The sequence below is a fragment of the Legionella fallonii LLAP-10 genome, assembly GCF_000953135.1.
Taxonomy (GTDB): domain Bacteria; phylum Pseudomonadota; class Gammaproteobacteria; order Legionellales; family Legionellaceae; genus Legionella; species Legionella fallonii.
In genome coordinates, this window is the sequence record NZ_LN614827.1 from 2,203,977 (window position 1) to 2,226,223 (window position 22,247).

Consider the following 22,247-nt stretch of genomic DNA (forward strand, 5'->3'; position numbering starts at 1 on the left):
TTATTGTTCTATGCAAGCTTCAGCTCTAAAAATTGTAACTCCTAAGAGGCTATCCGGAAAATCTCATTGCTCTAAATTGAATCATATAAGGAGCTCCCACCGCATTCCACGCTGCATGATTATTTCAAAGCCTGGCGTGATGACGTCACATTGACCAATCGCTCAATCAATAGAAACACGCTATTGCGAGAGCAGAGAATATTGAGCTCCAATTATTAAGCAACTTTGTACTGATTGCGCGTAGCCAATGATTTTTCGGGTAGCCTCTTATTACAGTTTAAACGCATTGTCGTCTTGGATCTTTTCTTTGCTTCCCTCATCCTGAATTAGAGTTCCATATTTAACTGTTTTTCCTTTGGTGTCGTGCTTTGGAGGATGACTTAAATCACTGGTATGATCTTTATCTTCTCGACCATCGACATAAGGATTTTCTCCAACAGGTGCATCTACAACTACCAGTACTGGGTCTACTTTAACTGTTTCCAATTTGAAGAACCCTATATTAACAACGCCTACTTCTTGTCGTTGATCCGATCCTTGTTCACTCACTAACCCGTTCACTACATTATCTCTCGGATGTACCTCACCCGCTTCTTTGGCAACGACTTTTCCGGCGTGAAGAACCGAACCCTCAGCTCGAACCTCAATTGCACGGTCGTCAATCATGCGATCATCAAGCCCATGTAATTGTTCACGCTGCTCTAACATTTCAGTCTGCACATCATAGTACTCTGGTGGAGTAAATGTTAGATCGGCAGTAGCGGATACCTTTTTATCGATAATTGTAGGTATATCGAAATGAACATCAAAGAAATCATCTTCGAGAGCATCCACAACAACGTGATTATCTGTGGTGAAGACCCCAAAGAATTTTTTAATGCCGTCAATCAATGTGCGAATCGCATTCCACTCCCCATCTAATCTTGTCAACACCACCTCATTTTGATCTAATTTCATTCTAACAACTCTACATTTCTCATCGATCATAGCTATTTCGTCTTTTCGCTGTTTTTTCAGGTCACTTATTTTCATCTCAAGCTCTAGAACCTTCTTATCCATCTTTAATATTTCTTTATGGCTAGAGTCAAACATTATTCGAGGGTCACCAGTTAAAGGGTCGGGGGCGAACTTCGCTTCACGACCTTGAACTGGTCTATAATTATTTTTCAAAAGCTCTTCAAGGGCTTTTTGGCCCCCCATCCTCGCAACTGTATCATTAACCATAACATCGATTTCTGATGCGGTTACCTTTACTTTTTGATTAGCTAATGCCTCTTTAATAGCCAGCCTGATTTCATCCTTAGAGATAGGATGGGTTTGATAATCTTTTAGTCTCTCTGGTAGTGCAAAATCATTTTTATCAATCTTGCTCGCTGCAAGAGCACCAATACGTCCATAAAAAGCTTTTCGCTCGTCACTGGCTGCCCCAGCGACGTCAATAATGCCATTCATAACCATGCTGCCAATCGCTTTAACTATGGCTTTCTTACTCTCTTCTTTATTGAGTCCGGCAGTGATTGAGTAACACAATCTATCCTTGAATCTTTTTTCCATAGCCGCCTGATTGTTACCTGTTCTGGATGCAAAGTTCCTAACAGCCGCCAATACTCGTTCCTGAAGCTGCTCTTGAGTAAGTGGTGGCTCTTCTCTTCTAGCCAGGAAAATTACGCTTTTAACATGTTTAGAAAAATCATCGAAGGGTTTAGTTCTTTCTTTAACGCCAATTGGGAATTTATCATTGATATTTTCAGCATAAACATCATAGAATAAATTTTTAAAGGCGAGCTCAAAGTCTTGCCCCATGAATTGAACATTTTGATTTGTCTTTTTATTAAGAAGTATAGCCGGCTCTTGACTAGCAGCAAATAAAGAATCCATTGGTAAAACATTGACATTTTGATAGGGAACTTCATCAGAATATCTCTTTTCCACAATCGTCAGAAGCTTGCCCAATTCGCGATTTAATTGCTTCCTTAATTCCTCCCCGGCCAATTCGCTGGTTTGATTCTTTTTATAGAGTTTGTTTAAACAATGCGAAATCCCCATCTCAAGATCTGCACACCATACGCCATCTAGCTGAAACCCAAATTGACTTGCACCATAAACTCTATTTCTAGCAAACATTTTCAGGTGCTTCAAGGCCACCTCACCAACTGGGCCATTGGACCACTCTTTAGTGTCTAGCAAAGATTGCATCGCTTTAGGGTAACCATCAACTATTGCTTTCGTTCCCAATTTAATAACATTTGCTCTTTGATCTTTTAACTTCTGAATTTCATTCGCATAGTAGTCCATCCTGTCATTCTTACGCACTCGAAGCTCATGGTGCTCTTTTTTAAGCGAGGTGCGATCCTCCATTGCTGTTTCTCGTTCCTTCTCAATTTCAGCTGCAATGTTCTTAATCTTTTTGGGGTTTTCCCCTTTGGTGAAACGGTCATTTAGTTTTGAAGAAATAAACACGTCTGCTTTGGCATCTTTTTCACCTATTGAGATAGTGATACCATTTTCTTTATACTCCTTTCCACTCTCATCTCTGTTTTTTAATGTTTCAGTTTCCTGAATTTGGATTTTACATTTTGCTGTATTTTTTCCAGTAAAACCCCATTCTGGTAATTTTAACACTTCATCCTGAGCGGTGACATTTTTTGTAGCAGAATACGTTATGTCCAATGTAGGTTGAAGTTGTTTCGGAGTTAATATTCCCGTAAACGAATTAGCCAATTCTGCAACAGTCTCCCCGACTACTGGATTTCTATAAGCGGCAAAATTTATTTTCTTCACCAGTGGGTCTTGTATAGACGCTATTTCAGGTCCAACTATAGGTATTAGAGTTTTTGCTTTAGACACCTCATGCGTATTGGTAACCCGGATGTCATATAGACTCCAACCTACTGGAGGTGAGGCTTTAAATTTATTTGCTTCATCTTGATTGATTAAAATAACTTTTGGATCACCGACTTCACGAGCCACAAAATAACGGACTGGAGGTAAAGGATCCGTGTTTTTATAAGTTGGGCTACAGCGAACAGGATCACCCTCTTTAAACAACTTCGTCATATGGGCTGTTTTGCTCGCCAAAGGTAACGCACTAATTTCTAAAGGCTTAGATAAATAAGCGACAGAAGCAGGTTCAACCGTTATGTCATGTTTTAATAATCGAGCTTCAACAACCACCTCTTCATTATTAACCTCAGAAAATGAGTGTGTTTGAGTTTGGCTTTGGCTTTGGCTCTGGCTTTGTGATTGACTTTGAGATTGATTTTCTGTGACGGCTTCGCCTTCAGCTAAAGCATTGCCGCGATCAGACGGAATCACAAATTTTTCGCTTAATTGAGTTTCACGTCTTGCTATAATTCTCTTTTTCATCGCAAAGTAGGGATCTTTTTCATCTAAGTCTTTTTCAGGTACACCCTTGCCCTCTCTTTGGGGGAGTTCCATATCTGTTCTTGCCTTATCAACTGCTTCATAAAGCTCATCCATACGCTTTTTGAATAAAGTCTCTAACTCTTTAATAAATTGTTCTTTGGTAGTTTCCCCATATTTACCGCCATATTTGGCCTTTAAATCACCTACGGTGTTAGGAATAAAAGGCAAAGACGTAATTTCATTTAGTTTGCGTACAAAAGAACTGAAATGTTTGACTTGTTCATCGGATAGATTCTCAGAACCCATTAACTTGGTTATCTCTGCTTGTTGTTGCAAAACTGCATTTTTAACAACTGAATCTAACTCCGCCCTCAATACAGAAATATTGTTTAAATTACTTTTGAGTTCTTTTTGTCTTAACCAAAAAGCGATATCGTTTCCTGTCAGTCCCTTGAGTCTGTCTTCTTTTCTAAGCTTCAGATCAATGAAGATTTGTTCTTTTACATTCTCAGGCACAGCGATTGAGAATGATTGACCCGCGGTCTTGTCAACAATTTTTCTCATTCTCATGATAGCTTGTTTGTAATCATTATTTGTAACTGTAAAATTCAACGTTAGAACAGCATTGGCTCCATTCATCTGTTTAATGTCAGCACCGCGTGAGTGGCTTTGATCATAGTACGTAAAATAACTTCCATTCTTATCAGAGTCAGTCACCATTTCCGGGGTTAAATCAACAATGGTTTCCTTACCGGCTTCATCCAAAGTAAGAACCTTTTTCATATTGGTTACGTCATCGTAGAAAATAACGCCTTTTAACCCTTTTAGCGGATCCTCTTTTTGTTTTAATTGTTTTGCAATTTCAAACGCAACGCCCCGATTAGAGATCTTACATAATCCACCTACATCAATAAATGTTCTTGTATTATCTTTAAATGAAGATGTTGCTAACTCTTTAATCAAATTAGCTGTATAATCGCCCTTCTTAGTAAAACCATCCGTATCAAGTGTTGTGGTGGTTTGACAGTTTTGTCTTCCCATAATCCCTAATGTCATGTTCCCATCGGCAGCCGGGTCAAGCATATTCTGTTTAAAATGAGAGGAAGTATCACCCGCAGTGCCTGAGAATCCAATTACAACATCCTGCATCGTTCCTTGCTCATAACGATTACTGTTGGCTTTACCAGTATCGAACTTTATTTGCTCTTGGATAATAGTGCGAGCCAGCATTTTTCTAAAAGCTACGCCGTCTTTATCTAGAATCTTGAAGTACTCGTGTCTTTGCGAATTTCTGATAATGGGGTCTTCAATTTCGGCTAATTTTTTAAGTTCCTCAAATATTTCCAGAAATTCAGGTTCCATTTGTTGACCTGTTGAATCCAAGAACGGTTTCTCACCAACCCCAGTTCGGATCGAATCAATTAAAAACTCTAAATGAGGGTCTTCATATACTTTGGTCTTAGAATCGAGATAATACAAAAAGGTTGTAATTGCTGTGACTTCTGGATTATCAAATCTCGATCCCTGTGGCTTCGGTGTATTTGCGGCTTGATAGGGGATTGTAATTAACAATGGTTTAGTAGACTTCGATTCATTACCTGTTCTAAGCGCATCATAATCATATTGTTTTGATCCATCTATAGCTGTTTGAAACCAAACCCCAAAGTCTGTTCCTGGTTCCTTTTCGATAAAAACACTGAGCATAACCGGATCGGTGAGAACTGCGCGCATTAAATAAATTTGCTTACAGTTAGTATCGTTAACCCCTTTAGGTTGATCTACCTCCAAAGACATAATGTATTTCTTAATACTATGCTCAGAATCATCTATAATGTTAAATTTTGCGAGCATTGCATCAGTCAGCGCATCAGGCGATCTATTTTCGGCCGCTTTTATCGTTTGGGTAATAACTTCCAATGGATAAATTTCATCTGAGTCAAGTGATTCTTTTTCACCTGAAGTATAGTTTACGTCTGTTGTTGCGCTATCTTGTGTAGCATCCAACTCATCAAATACTGAAATAGTTGTTAGAGAACGAATTTTATTAAGCACTGAAATACATTCTACAAGCTCTTTTCGTTGTAACGTCTCCTTAGGGTTAATTCTATTCAGCATATCTAAGAAAATCTTAACTTGACACTCCATAGAGTTACGAACGTTAGGTGCTTGCACAAGCACTTCACGATTTTCTCTGATCCTTTCATACAAGGCGAATCGTTTCCGCAGATCTTCTTTGGCATTTTGCAATGATTTTAATCGTGGACTGTCCAAGCCCATATCCGGCTTAAGGTCTGTCTCGATTCTATAACGTTGGAAATCATCTTTTACTGCACGGCCACCCAGCAAATCACCTAAGCTTGAGGACATATCGGCTGTATTTGTTTCTAGTGCTGATTTAGGGACTATAAAGCGAACTAATTTATTCGGTTCAGTTTTGTATAAAGCAACCAATGGTAATAGAGTTGTCTTACCAAATCCCATTCGAGCTTGAGCAGAGTCAATTTTGTCAGGATTAGTATCATCATCAAGCAGTAGACCACGGAAGATATTTACTTGGCGAGTATTACAACGATGACCAAATCCAGATTCAAATAAGAGATATGCTCTTTGCATTTTTCTTTCTTGTTCAACCTGTTTTGGATCCGTTATAGTTGTATCTAACGCAATTTCAGAATCAAGTAGTCGATCAAGTTGGTAGTTTCGTTTAATATGCAACATTGAAACTGCTTTTGCATCTTCTCCTTTCTTAAATGTTTCTTGTATATCATTTAAATGATCCAGCTCTGTTTTGTAATACAACAACCGAGTCATGCCATTATTCAATGCTATCTCAACTTGATGAAGATCACTCCCTTCAGGGAACTTAGAAAGAAGCTTACTGTAGTCATTTAAAAGATAAGCCGCATTGAGTTCAGCAAAAGTAACTTGTGGAGATGAATCTGCTAAAATGGATTCAAGTTTATCTTTGGCCATTAAATACTCAAGATTACATTTTTCTTGAGCTTCAGTAACTTTTTCAATTAACTCATCCCTAGCCCTTTCTTTTATGGAGTAGGTTCCGCCATTAACTGCAGTTTGGTATAAAAATGTCTCCAGTCTATCAGAAATAGCGCGTATTTCGCTTTGTGCAAACCCTTTCTCAGCGAGGTAACCAGCTATTTTTGGAGAGGAGTAAAAGTCACTAGGGTGCAGTGCAAGCTGATATTGCCCTTTCTCTGCCGGGCCTACAGAACGAATCCATCCATTTTGTTTCATTAAGTCAAATAACTTGTCAACGTTTTCTTGGCTTAAGCCGCCGAGTCCCTTATGGCTGGGGGTAACACTAAATAATTTTTCGAGAGTTTTCGTATTAAATACGCCATAATTTTCGTAATAATAACCATCTTCTTGCGCTTGGATTGAGTCTCTACTTTCACTTAAATCTGATCTTAAACGTTCTTCAAGCTCAAGCTGCGCCTCGTCAATAAGTTCTAGAGGATTACCATATAATTTAATTTTGACTAGCGAACGAGCACCCATTGATTCGATTGGCATATCTGTCGTTCGTGCATTAAGACTTATAGGTTTATTCTCACCTGTGTCAACAGGAGTTATGGGTTTGACAAAGAAGCTTTCGAGCATTTTAGCATCAAACTCTATCCTCTCTTCCTCTGAATATTCAGATTGTATAGATGCCCACAGCTCAGAGATCTTAGTATTATCTGTAAATTCAGATTGTATAGAACGCCACAGCTCAGAAAACTGGTCGTGTGGAAATTTTCCGGGATGCTTTTTCTCCTCCCTTAAAATAGCGTCTAATTCTGTCAGGAACTCATTTACTAATGTGCCATAGGCATCTCTATTCCAGTTATCTAATCTACCATAGGCACAGGCAGCTCGCTCTAACAGATGATGTTGCAGTTCTATACCAATCAACATTGTTCGAGCAGCTCTATCCTCTATTGCTAGAGGCTCTTCTTTTGCTAAAAGCGCCTTCTTGATATTTTGTAATTGATCGAGTTCGCTGGATTTTAAAGGAAGTTTTGGAGCATTAGCGCCTAATAGTTTGGTAAAAACTGTAGTTTTACCCTCTACCGAAGCAATATGAAGAATACTTTGGATGTCTTTAGCCTTTAATGCACCATCTTTGTCGCTATAAGTTCGCAGATAACTTGCTATTGCGTAAGCCTGGTCAAGTTTATGCTTTCCTTGTAAATATGCGTTTTTCCTTGCCTCATATTGTGTTGCAAGTATATCTCTATCTTTTCCACCATCTTTAAACTCCAGATAGGATTGCTCCATTGCCTTTTTGAGTTCAGAAAGCGACTTTTCTAGCACTTCAATCTGGGATGATTTCGCTACAAAGATAAAGTGCTCTGGATTAGTAATTTCTCTAATCTTATTCTCACAAGCTATTATTTTTTTAGCGACGAGCTCTCTTGCTTGCCTACTGAGTAAACCTTTTCCTTCAAGCAATTTGATTCTTGACTCAGCTTCCTGGATTTGCTTCGTAAGTGTTTCTTTTTGTTGAACGCTAACCGAATCTGCTTTTCCTTCTATCCTCTGCAGCCTAACTAGACCCCCTTGAATTTGCTCTTTTAGATATTCTTTACTTTGTTTTCTTATTTCCTCTTTCAGTTCATTTACTTCATCTTCCTCAAAGTCTGATAATACTTTTGTTACATAAGCAGCACCTTCTTTCATTATTCTAAGGTGCATTCTTGAGGACATCTCAGCAAGGCTGTCATTATCTGAAAGAAAATAATTATTTGAAATCTCATCGTAAATTACATATTTAGCAATGGATGGCACATAGACAGTATTCTTATTAACATTGATCAATTCATCTGAAGGGAAAACACCGGTCAACTCGTGAACGGCAGATTCGTCTTCGGTACGCAGAGTAATATCAACTGATTTGCCACGATGATCTATTAATTTACCGCTCCATACTTCATTATAGCCTTCTGATAATTGTAATACGGGTTTAAAGCCAGCCGTGAATCCATGAATTGTCCCAGTAGAATCTACGAAATAATGTTCCGCATTCAACCTTCGTTTTAATGCAATGGGCACTGAACGCATCATATCGGGCTGGATATATTGAAGAATTTTAGTACTACCATCTAAGGTTTTTAACTCTCTTTGGATAATAAGACTGCCATCTTCTTGTGGTGTTATTGACGCTTTTACTTTGTTACCACCTTCTTTTACATTGTCCTCGGTATATATATACCCCCCGTCTTTAGGTCTAAATGGAAGACCACCAATCCCCAATTCTTGTAAGGCTATATTGGATTGAATATGCGCTGGCATTACTCCTAATCTATTATTACCCACATAAAGAGCACCATGTAAAACGTCCAGCGTTGTCCGACCGACCAACGTTATGAAACCAGGGAGATCTTTAGTAGAGGAAGCGGACGTTTCAATCTGAATCTTATGACCATCAAATTTAGCGTCTTTCGCATAAGCAGTAAAAACTCTCGTGAAAATTGCAGCACGCTCGTTTCGATTGAGCGTTGTTGCGAACTCAGTAATGTTATCCTGATGTTTGCTTATATTAGCCTGAACTAATCCCATTTCTCTAGTAAATTCAAAGTTCTTTTTAAGGTTAGATATAGTCTCTTCAGTTGCCTGATCATACGTTAATTTATAGGCCAAGTTGGAGCATATCAATTTAGAGTAGAGCTCATCCAATTGGGCCTCATCAGCTTTATCAAGTGGTTGTGGCTTATTAGTAAAATGCTCAATTTTTAGTGTAAGTACATTAATCTCTCTGGCAAATCCAAAGAGTCGATCTGTAGCATCTGTTTTTTTTGCGCTCAATGGATTGTCTAAAGTTAATGAATTTATAAACGCATCTGTTGCAGTTGTTAATGGAACATTTATGCCAGTAATTTCCTTGAATGCTTTTGGATCAGTATTTGCGGCTTTGAGTAATAGCTCATTAATAAATGATTCATGAGGTGCTTTAAGTATGCAAGGTATCTTGGCTTGATCTAAAGGCAAATTCTGTAGGAAATCCAGCAACTGCTTTTTTTCTTTGATTGTGGTGGCATTTCTAAATGCATCTAAAAATGCTCGCTCAAAAAATTCTCGACCTTGTGTGCTATTAATTCCATCTTTTGAAAGTAGAAACGCTTTATCTGAATAATATTCGATAACTTGTCGAGCTAATAAGGCATCGCCATTGCGCATACCAAGTTTATCAGCAAGTTTGCGCAATGCAGCATCTACCGACTTTTCTTTACCATAGTCGATTAATGCAACCTGTAATCCCCTTTGCCCCTCATACAAACCCTCTAAACCAACAGGAGAGCCGTGGAGTGCAAGATCAACTTCTGTTAATAACGTAATATCAACTGGTTTAGTTCCATCTGGAGTTAACAACCCAATTTTTGTTGACATAGCCTCATCACGAGGAATGATTAACTTCTCCCATTGTTTGATAGTGGAATAGAATTTAGGATTAACTTTTGCATCGACGCGTGGATCAATTGGTGACAGACTCAACTTTATTAAACCCGTTAAGAGTTGAGAGCGTTCATTATTCTCTAGATCCATGAACGATTGATCTAATGTCTCATCTTCGTCGTCAGCTCGAAAACGTGCCAGCATGCTGTTAGCTATTTCCGTTACCAATTCAGGAGGAGGAGGATAAGGCAAATTAAAGATCTTGGATGCCGCAGAATCACAAAATTCGATAATCCGTTCACTTTTATTTTCCAAGCCATTAAATGTATGCAATTTGGTCAAATGTGTTGCAAAATCTTTAAAATATTGAGCGCAATGCTGCTGTGTTTCTCCTTTTGGAGCAGGTGTGGGATTTTCACGCAAAAATTTCAGGGTACTTCCATCGATCACCACATTTTGATACAGCTGTTTAAAATTCTCCTTGGGTGGTTCAAAATCTTCTACATCTGAGACTTCATGTTGTCTTACCAAATCCTCACCAGATAACTTAACTGCATCAACAGAAGTCGTAACTTTTGGTTTTGGTTGACTATCTCCCAACATTTTTCTAAATTTTGATGCAATGATTAGTGCAGCATTATGACGCTCTTGACGAACAGCATTGATGTCAATCGGCTTCCATCCCATTTCCTGAATTTGACTCTCATTAAGATCTATGGCGTATCCAGATTGTTTAAGTGCCGCATATTTAATGTTTGCTTTTTGTTCTAAAAAATGATGAAAAGCATTATTAATAGCTTCGGTCGGATTTGAGCTAGTCTGAATCTTGTTTAATTTCTCGGGATGTTCGTGCTTTAACCATATGGCAAACATCTCACGAACCCATTCCTTTTTAATCTCATCAGGTATAGGCTCCTTACTCAATTCCGCAGACATCCCGTCAAGCTTTATATACTCATCATTTCCGGATGACATAGAATCGAGATCGTTTGGATTATAATTATCCGCCATCAAAACGACCTTTCGCTCTACAATCTCAAAGGCTTTTGCTTTAAGCATTTTATTCAAGCTTTGTATTTCATAAAATACAGAGCCTGGTAAGAACGTATTTTTTCCTTGTTTGTAAAACTCAGCTCGCTCCCGCGCGTTTTGACGATACATATCTCGATTTCGATCTGTCTCAGTTCCTATTCTTCCAGCGGAGAGTTCATCCAGTATTCTAAATTGAGGATTAGTTTCCATATGAGTATTAATGACTCGCTCGCGGAATTTATTAATTTGAATATGTCGGTCATTTACTTGTTTTTCAATATCATCCACTTCAAAAGTCTTTGTAGCTAAGGCCAAGTCCTCATGTACTTTTTCTAGACATTCATCCGCAGACGAAAATGCATGACATATAGCGTTACTCGTTTGTAAATCAGATTTTTTAGCACTGATCCGTCCATAAATTTCGGTTGCTTTAGCGATACTATTTCTTAAGGAACCAGGAACAGAGCCATCGATTTTCAGTTTTGCCAGTTTTGTGCTTATAGAAAGTTTCAAACTCTCAAGTTCTACAACTTCTTTTTTAAGGAGATCTAGGCGTGCTTCAAGATTTCTTAATTTGACTGAATTTTTTCCTATACCGATAGTTGCTTTTTCATTCTGAATTTGTTCCTCAACTGACTTGATGAGTTTTGCAAAATCATTATCAATCATTGTCGTCAATTTCTGTTCAATTTCAGTAAATTTCAACACATCAGCTTCTAGACGCTTAGTGGCTTTATCGATACTAGCAGCAAGCTTCTCTGCAAAAGCCTGACGTTGTACATCGCGCATTCTGTCCTTATATAGGGCATCAATAGCGGTTGATGAATTACGTAAATAATTTATAACCCCAATTACGTTAGGATTTGTAAGTGCAGCCTTGTTTGCACTTTTTGTTAAGAGGTTAAAAAACGTCTCGTGATCAATTTCTCTTCGTTTCCCACCTACATTTAATTCGATTTTAGTATATTCTTTTCTGTCAGTATTAGTAGTGTAATTAACTATATTTGCATCCATCAGATCCTGGACTGTGACACTTGACACGCCCCAACTACTAACGGATTGCAAACACTCACTCTCAGATTCTATATATCGTTCATTGACACTTAGCTTCTTAATCTGATGATTCACTAATTGTATAGTGGCTTTCCACGTCATAGCGGTAGAATGTTCGCTTAATCTTGTCAACGCAGCGTCATTTACCTTACCATCCTCATCAGTCTTTAACGGCATAACCCCTGACGTCCAATCAAAAGCAGGATCTTCGCTATACACAGCAGGCGCGAAGATTGCTTCAATTTCTGATTGCTTATTATTAGCTTTTAAATACAAATATAAAGCTTTGGCATGATCGGAGATTTTGTCGTTTATACGTCCGATGACAACGTGTTTTGGATCGCTTTTAACAAGTTCAACTTTAGCATCCATCATCGCTTTAAAATAAGTTTTATAATAATCCGTAGTCGGTGGACTATCTAATTCGGCCAAGCGCATGGACACATCATACAACTCGTCAGGAGAAAGATATTCAGGTTCGATACTTTTCAACATATCTACATACTGCGGACTAATAAATCTAACTGCGTTTTCAGCGTGAACCTCCCCTTCCCTACCACATACATCGTTCAATATGCCTTCTCTTTGCTCCAACAACATCGCCAGTCTAACTTTTTTATACGTTCCTTTCCCTAACTCATATAATTCGCAAGATTGCGATTTTTTGGCAAAACAGTTTGAGGTATTTTGTGGTCGTTGTAATAAGTCCTCAAATTCTGGTAGCGCATCAGGAGAAGCGATGGAACTAAAATTTTTGATATAATTTGAATAAACATCAGACTGCGCGTTTAAAGCCGCTAATCTGCTGAAATACCCCATCTGAGCGCGTTCTTCCATGGTGGTATGTCTAGTATTTAAATCAAAATGTGTTTGTGCCCAGCCAGCCAGTGAGTTGGAGCGTATTAATGTACTTAAATAATCTAAACCTTCTGCCGTATATAACTTCCCTTCGGGAACAGTGAAAGATAATGCATTCTTACGCATTGATTTCGTGCCCATTGTCCATAATTGGTAGAGTCCCCAAATAGCACTTCCAAGATCCGACAGAGCCTTCCATAAACCTTTGTTAACAAGAGTATCCCAAAAACCTTTTGCTCCGTCTCTAATAACACTAATGCCTCCTTTGGCTAGTGTCGTATTCTCTAAAGCACCAGAAGAATCGTAGGTAGACAGTTTAATGTTCCCATTTTCCTTTTTGATGACCAGCTGCATTGCATGGCCCTCTAAGCCGGTCTCAAGGTACAATGACTCGCCATCCGGCAGGTTCTTAATCGCGTCTTGTAACTTTCTGCTCCCTAGAAATAACCTCTCTTCAAATATATTTTTCTTCAGTTCAAAATCTTCCTCAACCTTGATGAAACGGTCTTTGGGCTCCCCTTTTTTGGGATCCGACTTTCTGTATCCACCCCCATCTGAACAGACGAATTTCAGCATATGGTTTAAATCTTTACTTCTATCCATAGTGTAATAATAACGATCTATCTGTTCTTTTTCTCTTTTTGAAAGTTTCAATCCGTACTTGTCAAATTTTTCTGAATTTTCCGATAATACTTTGAATAGCTCGTACTCCATGGCAGTTACTATGTCAGCATCTCCGCCCTTAGAACAGGCATGTTCGCAATTTAAAGGATTATAAGCAATGGGATTAACGACACCTTTGATGGCCTCGTGTATTGATCTGATCGTTTTATCACTATCATCAGGTTTTACTAAAGAGCCGATTACAGTTCTCACATCTTTGTGATGTTCATTTTCTGTTGCCGACACCATTTGTGAAGCAAGAACCATCCCAAAACGAGATTGGAGAGAACTTTGAATACTTTCTTTATCACGTTTTTTTGTACCGCCTACTGAGGTTAGACCTGTGGAGTCTGCTACAACTCGAGCGCCCCCATCACGCCATAATTCTAGAGTGTGTGTTTCTTGTTCTGAAAATCCCTCTGGAACAGGTTTATACTCTTTTACTGTTGGAGGCGTTGGAGTCGATGTAAAAAAAGTATAAATTTTCAGGGGTACATACGCCACCACCATGACGAGGACTTTAAGCAAAAATCCTAAAGCGGTTGCAGCTGCGTTATACATCCAATCCTTTGCAATTGCCAACATCCCTGGTTTATAGTTTTCAACATTCTCATACGTTCTGGGTGGAGGTAGATACAGCGCTTCATTAATTTCTTGGCTATGCTTAATTAATTTTTGCCATTGTTCCGCTTCCCACTGAAGGTTCCCCTCATTCTTTTTCCTTTCACGGAACTCATCCATCCATACTTTGGGATCCATGTCTGGTTTATTTTTCCGCTTTTCTATTTCAGCATCTATATCAATTTTTAATACTTCTAGTGCCGCATTGGAAGCCATGATGCTTAATTTACGTTTAAGTACAAATAATTCATTAGTTGAGGCTTTGTGCAGAAGTGCTTCTTTTACCGTTTCCTTATTTAATCCTGAAACTATATCTTGAGTAACATCATCAAATATCACTTTAAGCTGATCGCTAATCCTTTCATGACTTTGGAGCGCATTTTCAAGGACAGTTTGTTTTCCGCTGGTAGCATAAATTTGCTGTTCACGCTCGGATAAGAATGCCTTTAGTTGCCTTCTACGCTCTAAGTCTTTTATTTGAGGTAAAATTTCTGATTGCATTATTTTAACTTGATCAAAACTCATTCTCTTTGCATGAGACTCTACCTGAGTTATGTCTAGTTTAGAAAATAGGCCTGCAATTTGCTCAACGTACTTAGCCATATCGACTCCCAGCATTCTGTTTGCTTTAATTTACCCACTCTCGTGAGATTGGTTATGCCATTAGTATAATTGTTGGGCAAAAATTCCGATTGATGTGCGTTAAATTGGTTTATTATCTAAAGAAATGAGGGACTTAGTACCTCTTCGTATTCCATTTGATTTCCGTTAAATAGTTTTCTTACCAAAATACAACCTATATATATACAGTTTAATTATACAATTGCCAGATTAACAAAAAATTAAGCGTTTTATGATTCAGAAAATAAAGAATGACTTCAAAATATCTGTTGTTGAAGGCAAGGAAACAGAAAAGAAAGGTACAAGTGGCTATGAACTTATATCTGCGTATACGGTATCAACGAGGCAATAGAATTAAAGGAACGGATTTTGGATGGGCTTTGCGAGACACATCATGATTATCGCAAAGCAGCCACGTACTTATTAATACAATAGAATTGCAAACAGCCCCCTAGAGAAATTCATTTAGTTCAACGAAAGATGACTAGAGGGTGTGTCATTGGAACCACTGGGAATTACTTCCTCTTGTTTACTTTTAAAAAATCCCATTTCTCCCACTTTCACACCCTCTTGCTTGCTTTCAGTGTTTGATTCAGCAATGCCATCTAACATCTGATACACTCCAGCAACTCCATCAAGCATTAGAGTATGGCAATTATTAAAAAAATCGTTTTCATTAGTAGATAAGGTCAATTTGTTACGAACTATGTTCATAAAAGTGAAGTCTTCGGAGTATTGAGCCCCGTATTTTCTTGATAAGTTTCGTTCAAATTCCAATTGTTTTTCAGCAGGGATATTTAGAGTTTTTAGAAGGTCTTTGTTGAACTTGCTGATGTCATTTGTATTGATAATATAATCATCGAATGCGGCTTTTAATGCCTCTTTATTGTCTTCATTAATAGATAATTGAAAATGTTCACGAGCAAAGGTTCTTACCTCTTCTAAAATCATATCTTCCGTCAAAATGGTGATAAGAGGATGTCCTAAGACGGATTGAAAAAGCCTCCGTTTGACACCGGAGTAACAAGAAGGTCTATCTCTCTCTAAGTCATCATATTCTTCTTGCTTATCTTTTGAATTAATTCGTGTTTTATCCCAATTGTGAGAACGACCAATGAGGGCCAACTCCGCAACAAAATGATCCAATCGAGATTCTAAAGTATGTCCCTCAGTAGGTGCCGTTTCTTTATCACTAGCAGCCAACCAAAGCATTGCAATGAGCGGTTGATAATCTTCAAAAGTCGACCATTTTGCAGAAGTATTTTTATCGATATAAATATATTCTGCCTCAGGATGCATCCATGGATTAGGCTTAGCTAAATAGCGCCATGCCGTATGGTCTTTATTTTGAAAATATGCCTTTAACGCGAGTTCGTAGTCTTTTTTGCTCAATTTTATTTTTTGGAATTCTGCAAAATCCATAGGCAGGATAATTTTATCTCCATTATGATCAACTATCGATGCCGGATTCTCTGTATACCGCTTTTTTAACTGTTCACGTAAAGCATTCGTAAGCTTGGCCGCCCCCATGCTTTTCAGAGTAGGTCCATAACGTTTGATGGCGTCATCAAGACGTTTTTGCTCTCCTTTTGTCAAGGCCGTCATGGACGACTCACGATCTTTACTCAATTGTTCCAAGTCTAATTGTCCTCTGACTTCTGCACGATAAAAATCGTTTTGTTCAGTCAAAACTCTGACATCAGGAATATTTAATAGGATTGAAGCCGCGCCTTGATTACCTATTGTCAGAGCAAACCGTACCAGCTCATTGGATTGTCCTGGAGTAACGGCAGTATGCGCCAAGGCTTTTACTGAGGGTATATTCAGTAAAAACTTAATCTCGTCATCCATGGCGCGATCATTACGACGAATTAAATTTCTTACTATGTAAAAACAAATTTTGGCCTGTTCAGAATCATGGATGTCAAAAACACTAGTAGGAGGTACATTGAGTGCTTCACTATGAAGAGCAGTAAGTCGTTGTTCTATGAATGGGTTAACACTAGTTTGACCAAATTCATGCACATGAGCTTCAGCATAGGCGAAACAACTACTGCTATTTGAGAGCAACCAATTACTCACGTCTAAATGAGCATTTTCTACAGACGTACGGTAAGCAAAAAAATTATCAGTCTCCACCATTTTATTAAATAATTGAGGAGCTTTAGATCCCAAGTGCCTTAGTACTCCCATATGACCATTTCTTGCCCCCATCCTGAATGCATAATAGTTTTGTGCCCCTATCATTTCAAGGACTAAATCAGATGCCTTTGTCTCTAAGTCTTTAATAACATCCACATGACCGTTGCGAGCAGCATTTTTATAAGCAGCAAAATTATCGGAAAGGATCATTTCCAAAGTAAGATTGGAAGCCTTGGTCTCTAAAAATGTTAATATGCCAGAATTGCCGTGCTCAGCCCCCTTTCTGTATGCATAAAACTCATTATCCTTAATCATTTCTAAAACTTCGCTGCTTTGATGTTGTTTTGCATAAGCATCTAAAAAAGCCACGTTTCCTAAAATGGCGAATAATGAAAATAGGTTGTTTTTACTGAACTCCAGTATTCTCGCTGTCTCTAGAAGTATTTGAAAATTATTAGGTTGAGTTAATGCAATACCTAACCAGGCTTGCTTTTTCTTCCATTGATCATTGAGCTTAGGATAAGATTTAATTAAAAAAGGAATTATATCTTCACTATTTTTGACTTTCATAATAGAAAGCACAGTATCATCTAAGGTTTCGTAAAATAATTGATTATCGTGCCACATTGAAGCAGAAATTAGCTTTGCTTGTTTATGCTTCATTCGCTCTCCGTGTGTCTTGAATCTTGCCATATTAACTCACAAAAAAGTTCATTATGAATAATATCATACCATAATGCCTTTACTCAACTAGCTGCCACATTGTTAAGAACTTACTCATTTGTCTCTATAAAGTCATATTTTAAAACTATAGACTAAGAAGCAATATGGAAAATCTCATTGCTCTAAATTGAGTCATATAAGGAAATAATATTATATGCGGAAAAAAAAAAGAGATACTCTTTGTTTACAAATACATTTTGTGTATACTGCGTAAATGCGTCGATTTGAAAACTCAGCTTGCGGACGCTCAAAAAATTATTTTTTTGAAAATACGGCTAAAGCGGGCATTCATTTTCTCCCCCTCTTAGCCTTCCGCAGCCATAACCTCAGGTTATAACAATGATAGAACTAAATGGATTAACCAAATCCTTTTCGGGTAAGGCAGCAGTAAAAAATGTTAATTTATTCATACAAGAAGGTGAAATTTTCGGCATCATTGGTAAAAGTGGAGCGGGAAAATCTACCTTATTGAGATGTATCAATTTATTGGAACGTCCTGATGAAGGTGAAGTCATCGTTGATGGCCAAGATCTAATACAGCTATCAAGAAAAGATTTATCCTTGGCTCGTCATAAAATTGCCATGATTTTTCAGCATTTTAATTTATTAAACTCTAAAAGCGTTTATGACAATATTGCACTGCCCATGAGAATTCAAGGCATAGATGAAGACTCCATTAAACAAAAAATTGATGAATTATTGCCACTTGTCGAATTAACGGACAAGAAAGAGGCTTACCCATCTCAACTCAGTGGGGGGCAAAAACAAAGGGTTGCTATTGCACGTGCCTTAAGTTGCTCCCCTAAAATTTTACTTTGTGATGAGGCAACATCAGCTCTTGATCCAGAAACAACCGAAGCAATATTGGCACTATTGAAAAAAATTAACGCTTTGTATGGAATCACCATAGTTCTTATTACTCACGAGATGGATGTAGTAAAGAAAATTTGTAAGCGACTTTCAGTAATGGAAAATGGAGTGCTCGTTGAAACCATTGCTTTAGCCAATGTATTTAGCAAACCTGACAGCCTCGCTAGAGGTATGTTGTACGCGCAGCTAAGCCCTGAACTACCCAGCTGCCTAACAAGCAGACTAGCAGACTACGTGACCATGAAGCCTTTACTGCGATTATTTTTCCAAGGTGAAGAAGCGACCGTTCCTTTTATTAGTCAAACCAGTCGTGATTTAAACGTAGATATCAATATATTACTGGCTAACATAGATCGCTACGATGGAGTAACCTGTGGTGTTGTCGTTATTGAATTAACTGCCCATCAATTACTACTCGAAGCGTTTCTTGAACGATGTAAACAAGCCGGATTAACTGTGGAGATTTTAGGCTATGTCCTACCAGATGGTATATAATTTACTCACTGCAACTGGTGAAACACTTTATATGGTCGTGATTAGCACTTTGTTTGCTATTTTATTTGGATTACCTTTGGGAATTTTGCTTTATTCGTCCAAGCATATCAAGCCTAATCCTAAGTTGCATAAAGCTATTTCTGCGTTAATTAATATATTTCGCTCAATTCCTTTTATTATATTGCTAGTAGCGATAATCCCCCTCACCCGACTTTTGGTAGGTACGTCTATAGGAATGAATGCAGCCATTGTCCCTTTAAGTATAGGAGCCACTCCTTTCTTTGCTCGACTAGTTGACAATGTATTTCAAAGCTTATCCGATGGTCTTATAGAAACGGGCTATGCCATGGGTGCTAGTACACGGCAAATTATTCTTCATATCTTACTTCCTGAAGCAAAACCGGGCCTGATTCATGCGATTACAGTAACTGCAATTACCTTGGTTAACTACTCCGCGATGGCTGGTACTGTAGGTGCCGGAGGATTAGGCACCCTGGCCATTAATTATGGCTATCAGCGTTTTGATGCAATGATCATGATATTAACGGTTATTGTATTGATTGCTATGGTACAGCTAATACAAATGCTAGGAGACCATTTAGCAAAACGTTTTGGAGCGTATAAGAAATAACGGCTACAGCTAATGCGCACTCACCCTACATCAATAATTTTTTGGAGCCTAAGAACAATGCGAATTTTAAGTTATTTACTGTTAATACTGAGTCTAGTGGCCTGTAATAAGCCCTCACCTAATACTCTAGTCGTAGGTACTATCGCTGGACCTGAAACAGAACTTATAGAAACGGCAAAAAAAGTAGCCAAAGACAAATACGGCCTAGACATAAAAATAGTTGAATTTAATGACTATAATTTACCCAACGAAGCCCTGCAGGATGGTAGTTTAGATGTCAATGTTTATCAACATTTACCTTATTTAAAAGCAGCCATTCTAGCCCATGGTTATGACTTGCAAGCGGTAGGAAGGACTTTTGTTTATCCTATGGGTATTTATTCCAAAAAATATAAATCGCTTCAAGATATACCAGAAAAAAGCATTATCGCCGTACCTAATGATCCATCTAATGAAATGCGAGCTTTTTTACTACTAGAAGAGTCTCATTTAATTACGCTGAAAAATACGACTAACAGCGGTATTCCAGAGATTGCATCTAATCCCAAACAATTACAGTTTAAAGAAATGGATGCGGCTCAATTGCCAAGAGCACTACCTGATGTTGCTGCGGCAGTAATCAATACTACCTTCGCCTTACCAGCCGGCTTAAGCCCTACTCGAGATGCCCTGTTCTTAGAAGATAAAAATTCGCCTTATGCAAACATCATTGTGATTAAACGTGATAGCCAAAAAAGGCCGCAATTGGAGTTATTTGTTAAGGCATTAAACTCTGATGAAGTAAAAGAAAAAGCAAAGCAGCTTTTTGGCGATGCCGCAATTCCTGCATGGTAGAATATTTTTAACAACATCTCTTCGCCCTTGTTTTCACAGCGATTAAGTGATTTGCCTCACTTAATCGCTGTGAAAACATAACCTCTTCCTTTTTAGCCTGATAGCGACACACACTAAATCTGACAAATATTAGCTAAAACCACAAAGTGATGAAATAAATTACACATTAACCATCAAATGATAAAAATTCGTGATAAACTAATAAATATAACCCTTTATTTAAAGTATTTTTCCTACAAAATTCTATGATCAAAAGTTAAGTTTCACTTAAGGAAAAAATGGTATACTTTAAACATAGAAAAACTCTAAGAGGATCAATATTATGGCAAGCCCTTTTATCAAACCTATCTTAGGACGAATTCCCCTCATTGGTCCGCTTCTAAAATCAAACAGTCGTTTAAAGATGTTTACTCCTGAAGAGAAGTTAAAACTAAATGCTGAGTATAGGAATGCCTTAGGCTTAGGTGACAAGGCCACTTTTAGTGATGCTGCCTTTGATGCGTTTAATAAAGGAAGCTTTAGAGATCTTAATCAATTTGAAAAAACAAAATGTCCAGACGGCAAGACTATTCTTGAGAAACTTGGCGCAAGCAATCTAGGTCCAGATTCAGACCATAAAGAGAATGTTGCCTATGTTAGAAGCTCTATGAAAGCAATATTAGAGCCAACACCTGAATTTACACAAGCACAACAAGATTATAAAGATTCAATAGCGGTGTTTCAAGATCTCAAGAAGAAAGTACCCAAGGAAATAAGAGCCGAAGCGCTTATAGGACTAATGACTGAGATCAAAGACGAGGCCATAACAGCAATAGAAGCCCAGCATAAAAAAGAAAAAGATCAGTTGGAAGAATTATTCAAAGATGATGAGAATCTTAAAGAGGCATTAACACAAACTTTAGGTCTTAGCGGAGATGCAGATCTAAAGGTTGTAAAAGATAATCTGATGAAAGACTTAGAAGAATCTCATAAAACACAACTTGATGAATTTAAAAAATCAACCACAGAATCAGTAACCGCACTTCATAAAGCAGCCGCAGCGCAAAATAACCACTTAATATTTATCGCTAATCTTCATAAAAATAATAAAGAGATGCGTGATGAAATTAATCGAATCGCTGCACAAAACCGAGCTAATTTACCACCTGATCCAACCACAGTAACAATTGGCATTAACCCGAAGCACATGACACTGTCGGGGGTTACTGTTGACCAGTTACCAATGATAAAAAGCTTAACTGGAAAAGAAATAAAACAATCGAAACCTGGGACTTTTGAAATAGAGTTCAGCTGGTCTATTTCTCCTAGTGAGTTTCTGTATAACCAGGATCCAAGGCAAAACCACTTAACTGATATGACCCTTATGGCTGAAGCAGTTAGAGCCTCTGGATATGATACCGTTACTTTTGATGTTAACATTGACCCAGACAGCGTAGCCATGGAAAGGGCTAGACAGGCCTATGAAGGAGCCATCAATGCCGGTTTTCCTAGACAAGCAAATAAGAAACCCGATAAAGATGATGAACCAGACCATATAGTGATTATGGTCAATGGTAAGGAAATGAGAGCTGATGAATTATTTAAAGGGCATGAAAGCCGCTTACAAGAAATTCACAAAAAGTCAGAAAAAATTGAAAGTGAACTCAAAGATATTAACGAATTCAAGCCACGAACACTAGATACCACTACAGCTAGGGCTGAAATGGAAAGGCTTAGAGATGAATACAGAGAAAGAAGACTCGCAGAAGAAGCAGAGGAAGATGAGGAACTAGACACAGGGGCTTCATTAACGTCTCATACTTAAACTCTCCCCTTCTATTATCATCTAATCTGGCAGTACTTTTACTGCCAGATTTATAAACTTCATCCTCAATCAATCTTTCAAAATCATATGGGTACAGGCTTTCTCCGGTAATTCGAAAACGGCCAAAGTCGACTTCTT

Annotated in this window: 6 protein-coding genes; 4 read left to right on the forward strand and 2 right to left on the reverse strand. The window is 38.1% G+C overall.

The features are described 5' to 3' along the window. Nucleotides 1-270 precede the first annotated feature (270 nt). The gene (locus LFA_RS18860; RefSeq protein ID WP_231865829.1) at nt 271-14,328 is read right to left on the reverse strand and encodes a DUF3638 domain-containing protein; all 14,058 of its coding nucleotides are present in this window, start codon (nt 14,326-14,328) and stop codon (nt 271-273) included. Nucleotides 14,329-15,075: 747 nt separating this feature from the next. Continuing rightward, nucleotides 15,076-17,415 (reverse strand): hypothetical protein, encoded by a 2,340-nt coding sequence (locus LFA_RS08915; RefSeq protein ID WP_045095886.1) that lies wholly within the window; start codon nt 17,413-17,415, stop codon nt 15,076-15,078. Between the two features lie 399 nt (nt 17,416-17,814). Here LFA_RS08915 and LFA_RS08920 point away from each other — a divergent pair, with 399 nt between their 5' ends. The 4 genes from LFA_RS08920 to LFA_RS08935 all read left to right on the forward strand — a co-directional run bounded on the left by LFA_RS08920 (nt 17,815) and on the right by LFA_RS08935 (nt 22,109). After that, nucleotides 17,815-18,840 carry a methionine ABC transporter ATP-binding protein gene (locus LFA_RS08920; protein ID WP_045095887.1) on the forward strand — a complete coding sequence of 342 codons (1,026 nt, stop codon included), beginning with the start codon at nt 17,815-17,817 and terminating at the stop codon, nt 18,838-18,840. Next, nucleotides 18,818-19,471 carry a methionine ABC transporter permease gene (locus LFA_RS08925; protein ID WP_045095888.1) on the forward strand — a complete coding sequence of 218 codons (654 nt, stop codon included), beginning with the start codon at nt 18,818-18,820 and terminating at the stop codon, nt 19,469-19,471. The genes LFA_RS08920 and LFA_RS08925 overlap by 23 nt, the downstream gene beginning before the upstream one ends. 57 nt (nt 19,472-19,528) lie before the next feature. After that, nucleotides 19,529-20,305 (forward strand): MetQ/NlpA family ABC transporter substrate-binding protein, encoded by a 777-nt coding sequence (locus LFA_RS08930; protein ID WP_052673913.1) that lies wholly within the window; start codon nt 19,529-19,531, stop codon nt 20,303-20,305. 322 nt (nt 20,306-20,627) lie between these two features. Then, nucleotides 20,628-22,109: a hypothetical protein gene (locus LFA_RS08935; protein WP_045095890.1), complete on the forward strand. Its 1,482-nt coding sequence runs from the start codon at nt 20,628-20,630 to the stop codon at nt 22,107-22,109. The last annotated feature ends 138 nt before the right edge of the window (nt 22,110-22,247 follow it).

Excerpts from the sequence above, each read along its gene's own strand:
- LFA_RS08925 (WP_045095888.1), top strand. The coding sequence starts at position 18,818 with ATGTCCTACCAGATGGTATATAATTTACTCACTGCAACTGGTGAAACA.
- LFA_RS08935 (WP_045095890.1), top strand. The coding sequence starts at position 20,628 with ATGGCAAGCCCTTTTATCAAACCTATCTTAGGACGAATTCCCCTCATT.
- LFA_RS08915 (WP_045095886.1), bottom strand. The coding sequence starts at position 17,415 with ATGAAGCATAAACAAGCAAAGCTAATTTCTGCTTCAATGTGGCACGAT.
- LFA_RS08920 (WP_045095887.1), top strand. The coding sequence starts at position 17,815 with ATGATAGAACTAAATGGATTAACCAAATCCTTTTCGGGTAAGGCAGCA.
- LFA_RS08930 (WP_052673913.1), top strand. The coding sequence starts at position 19,529 with ATGCGAATTTTAAGTTATTTACTGTTAATACTGAGTCTAGTGGCCTGT.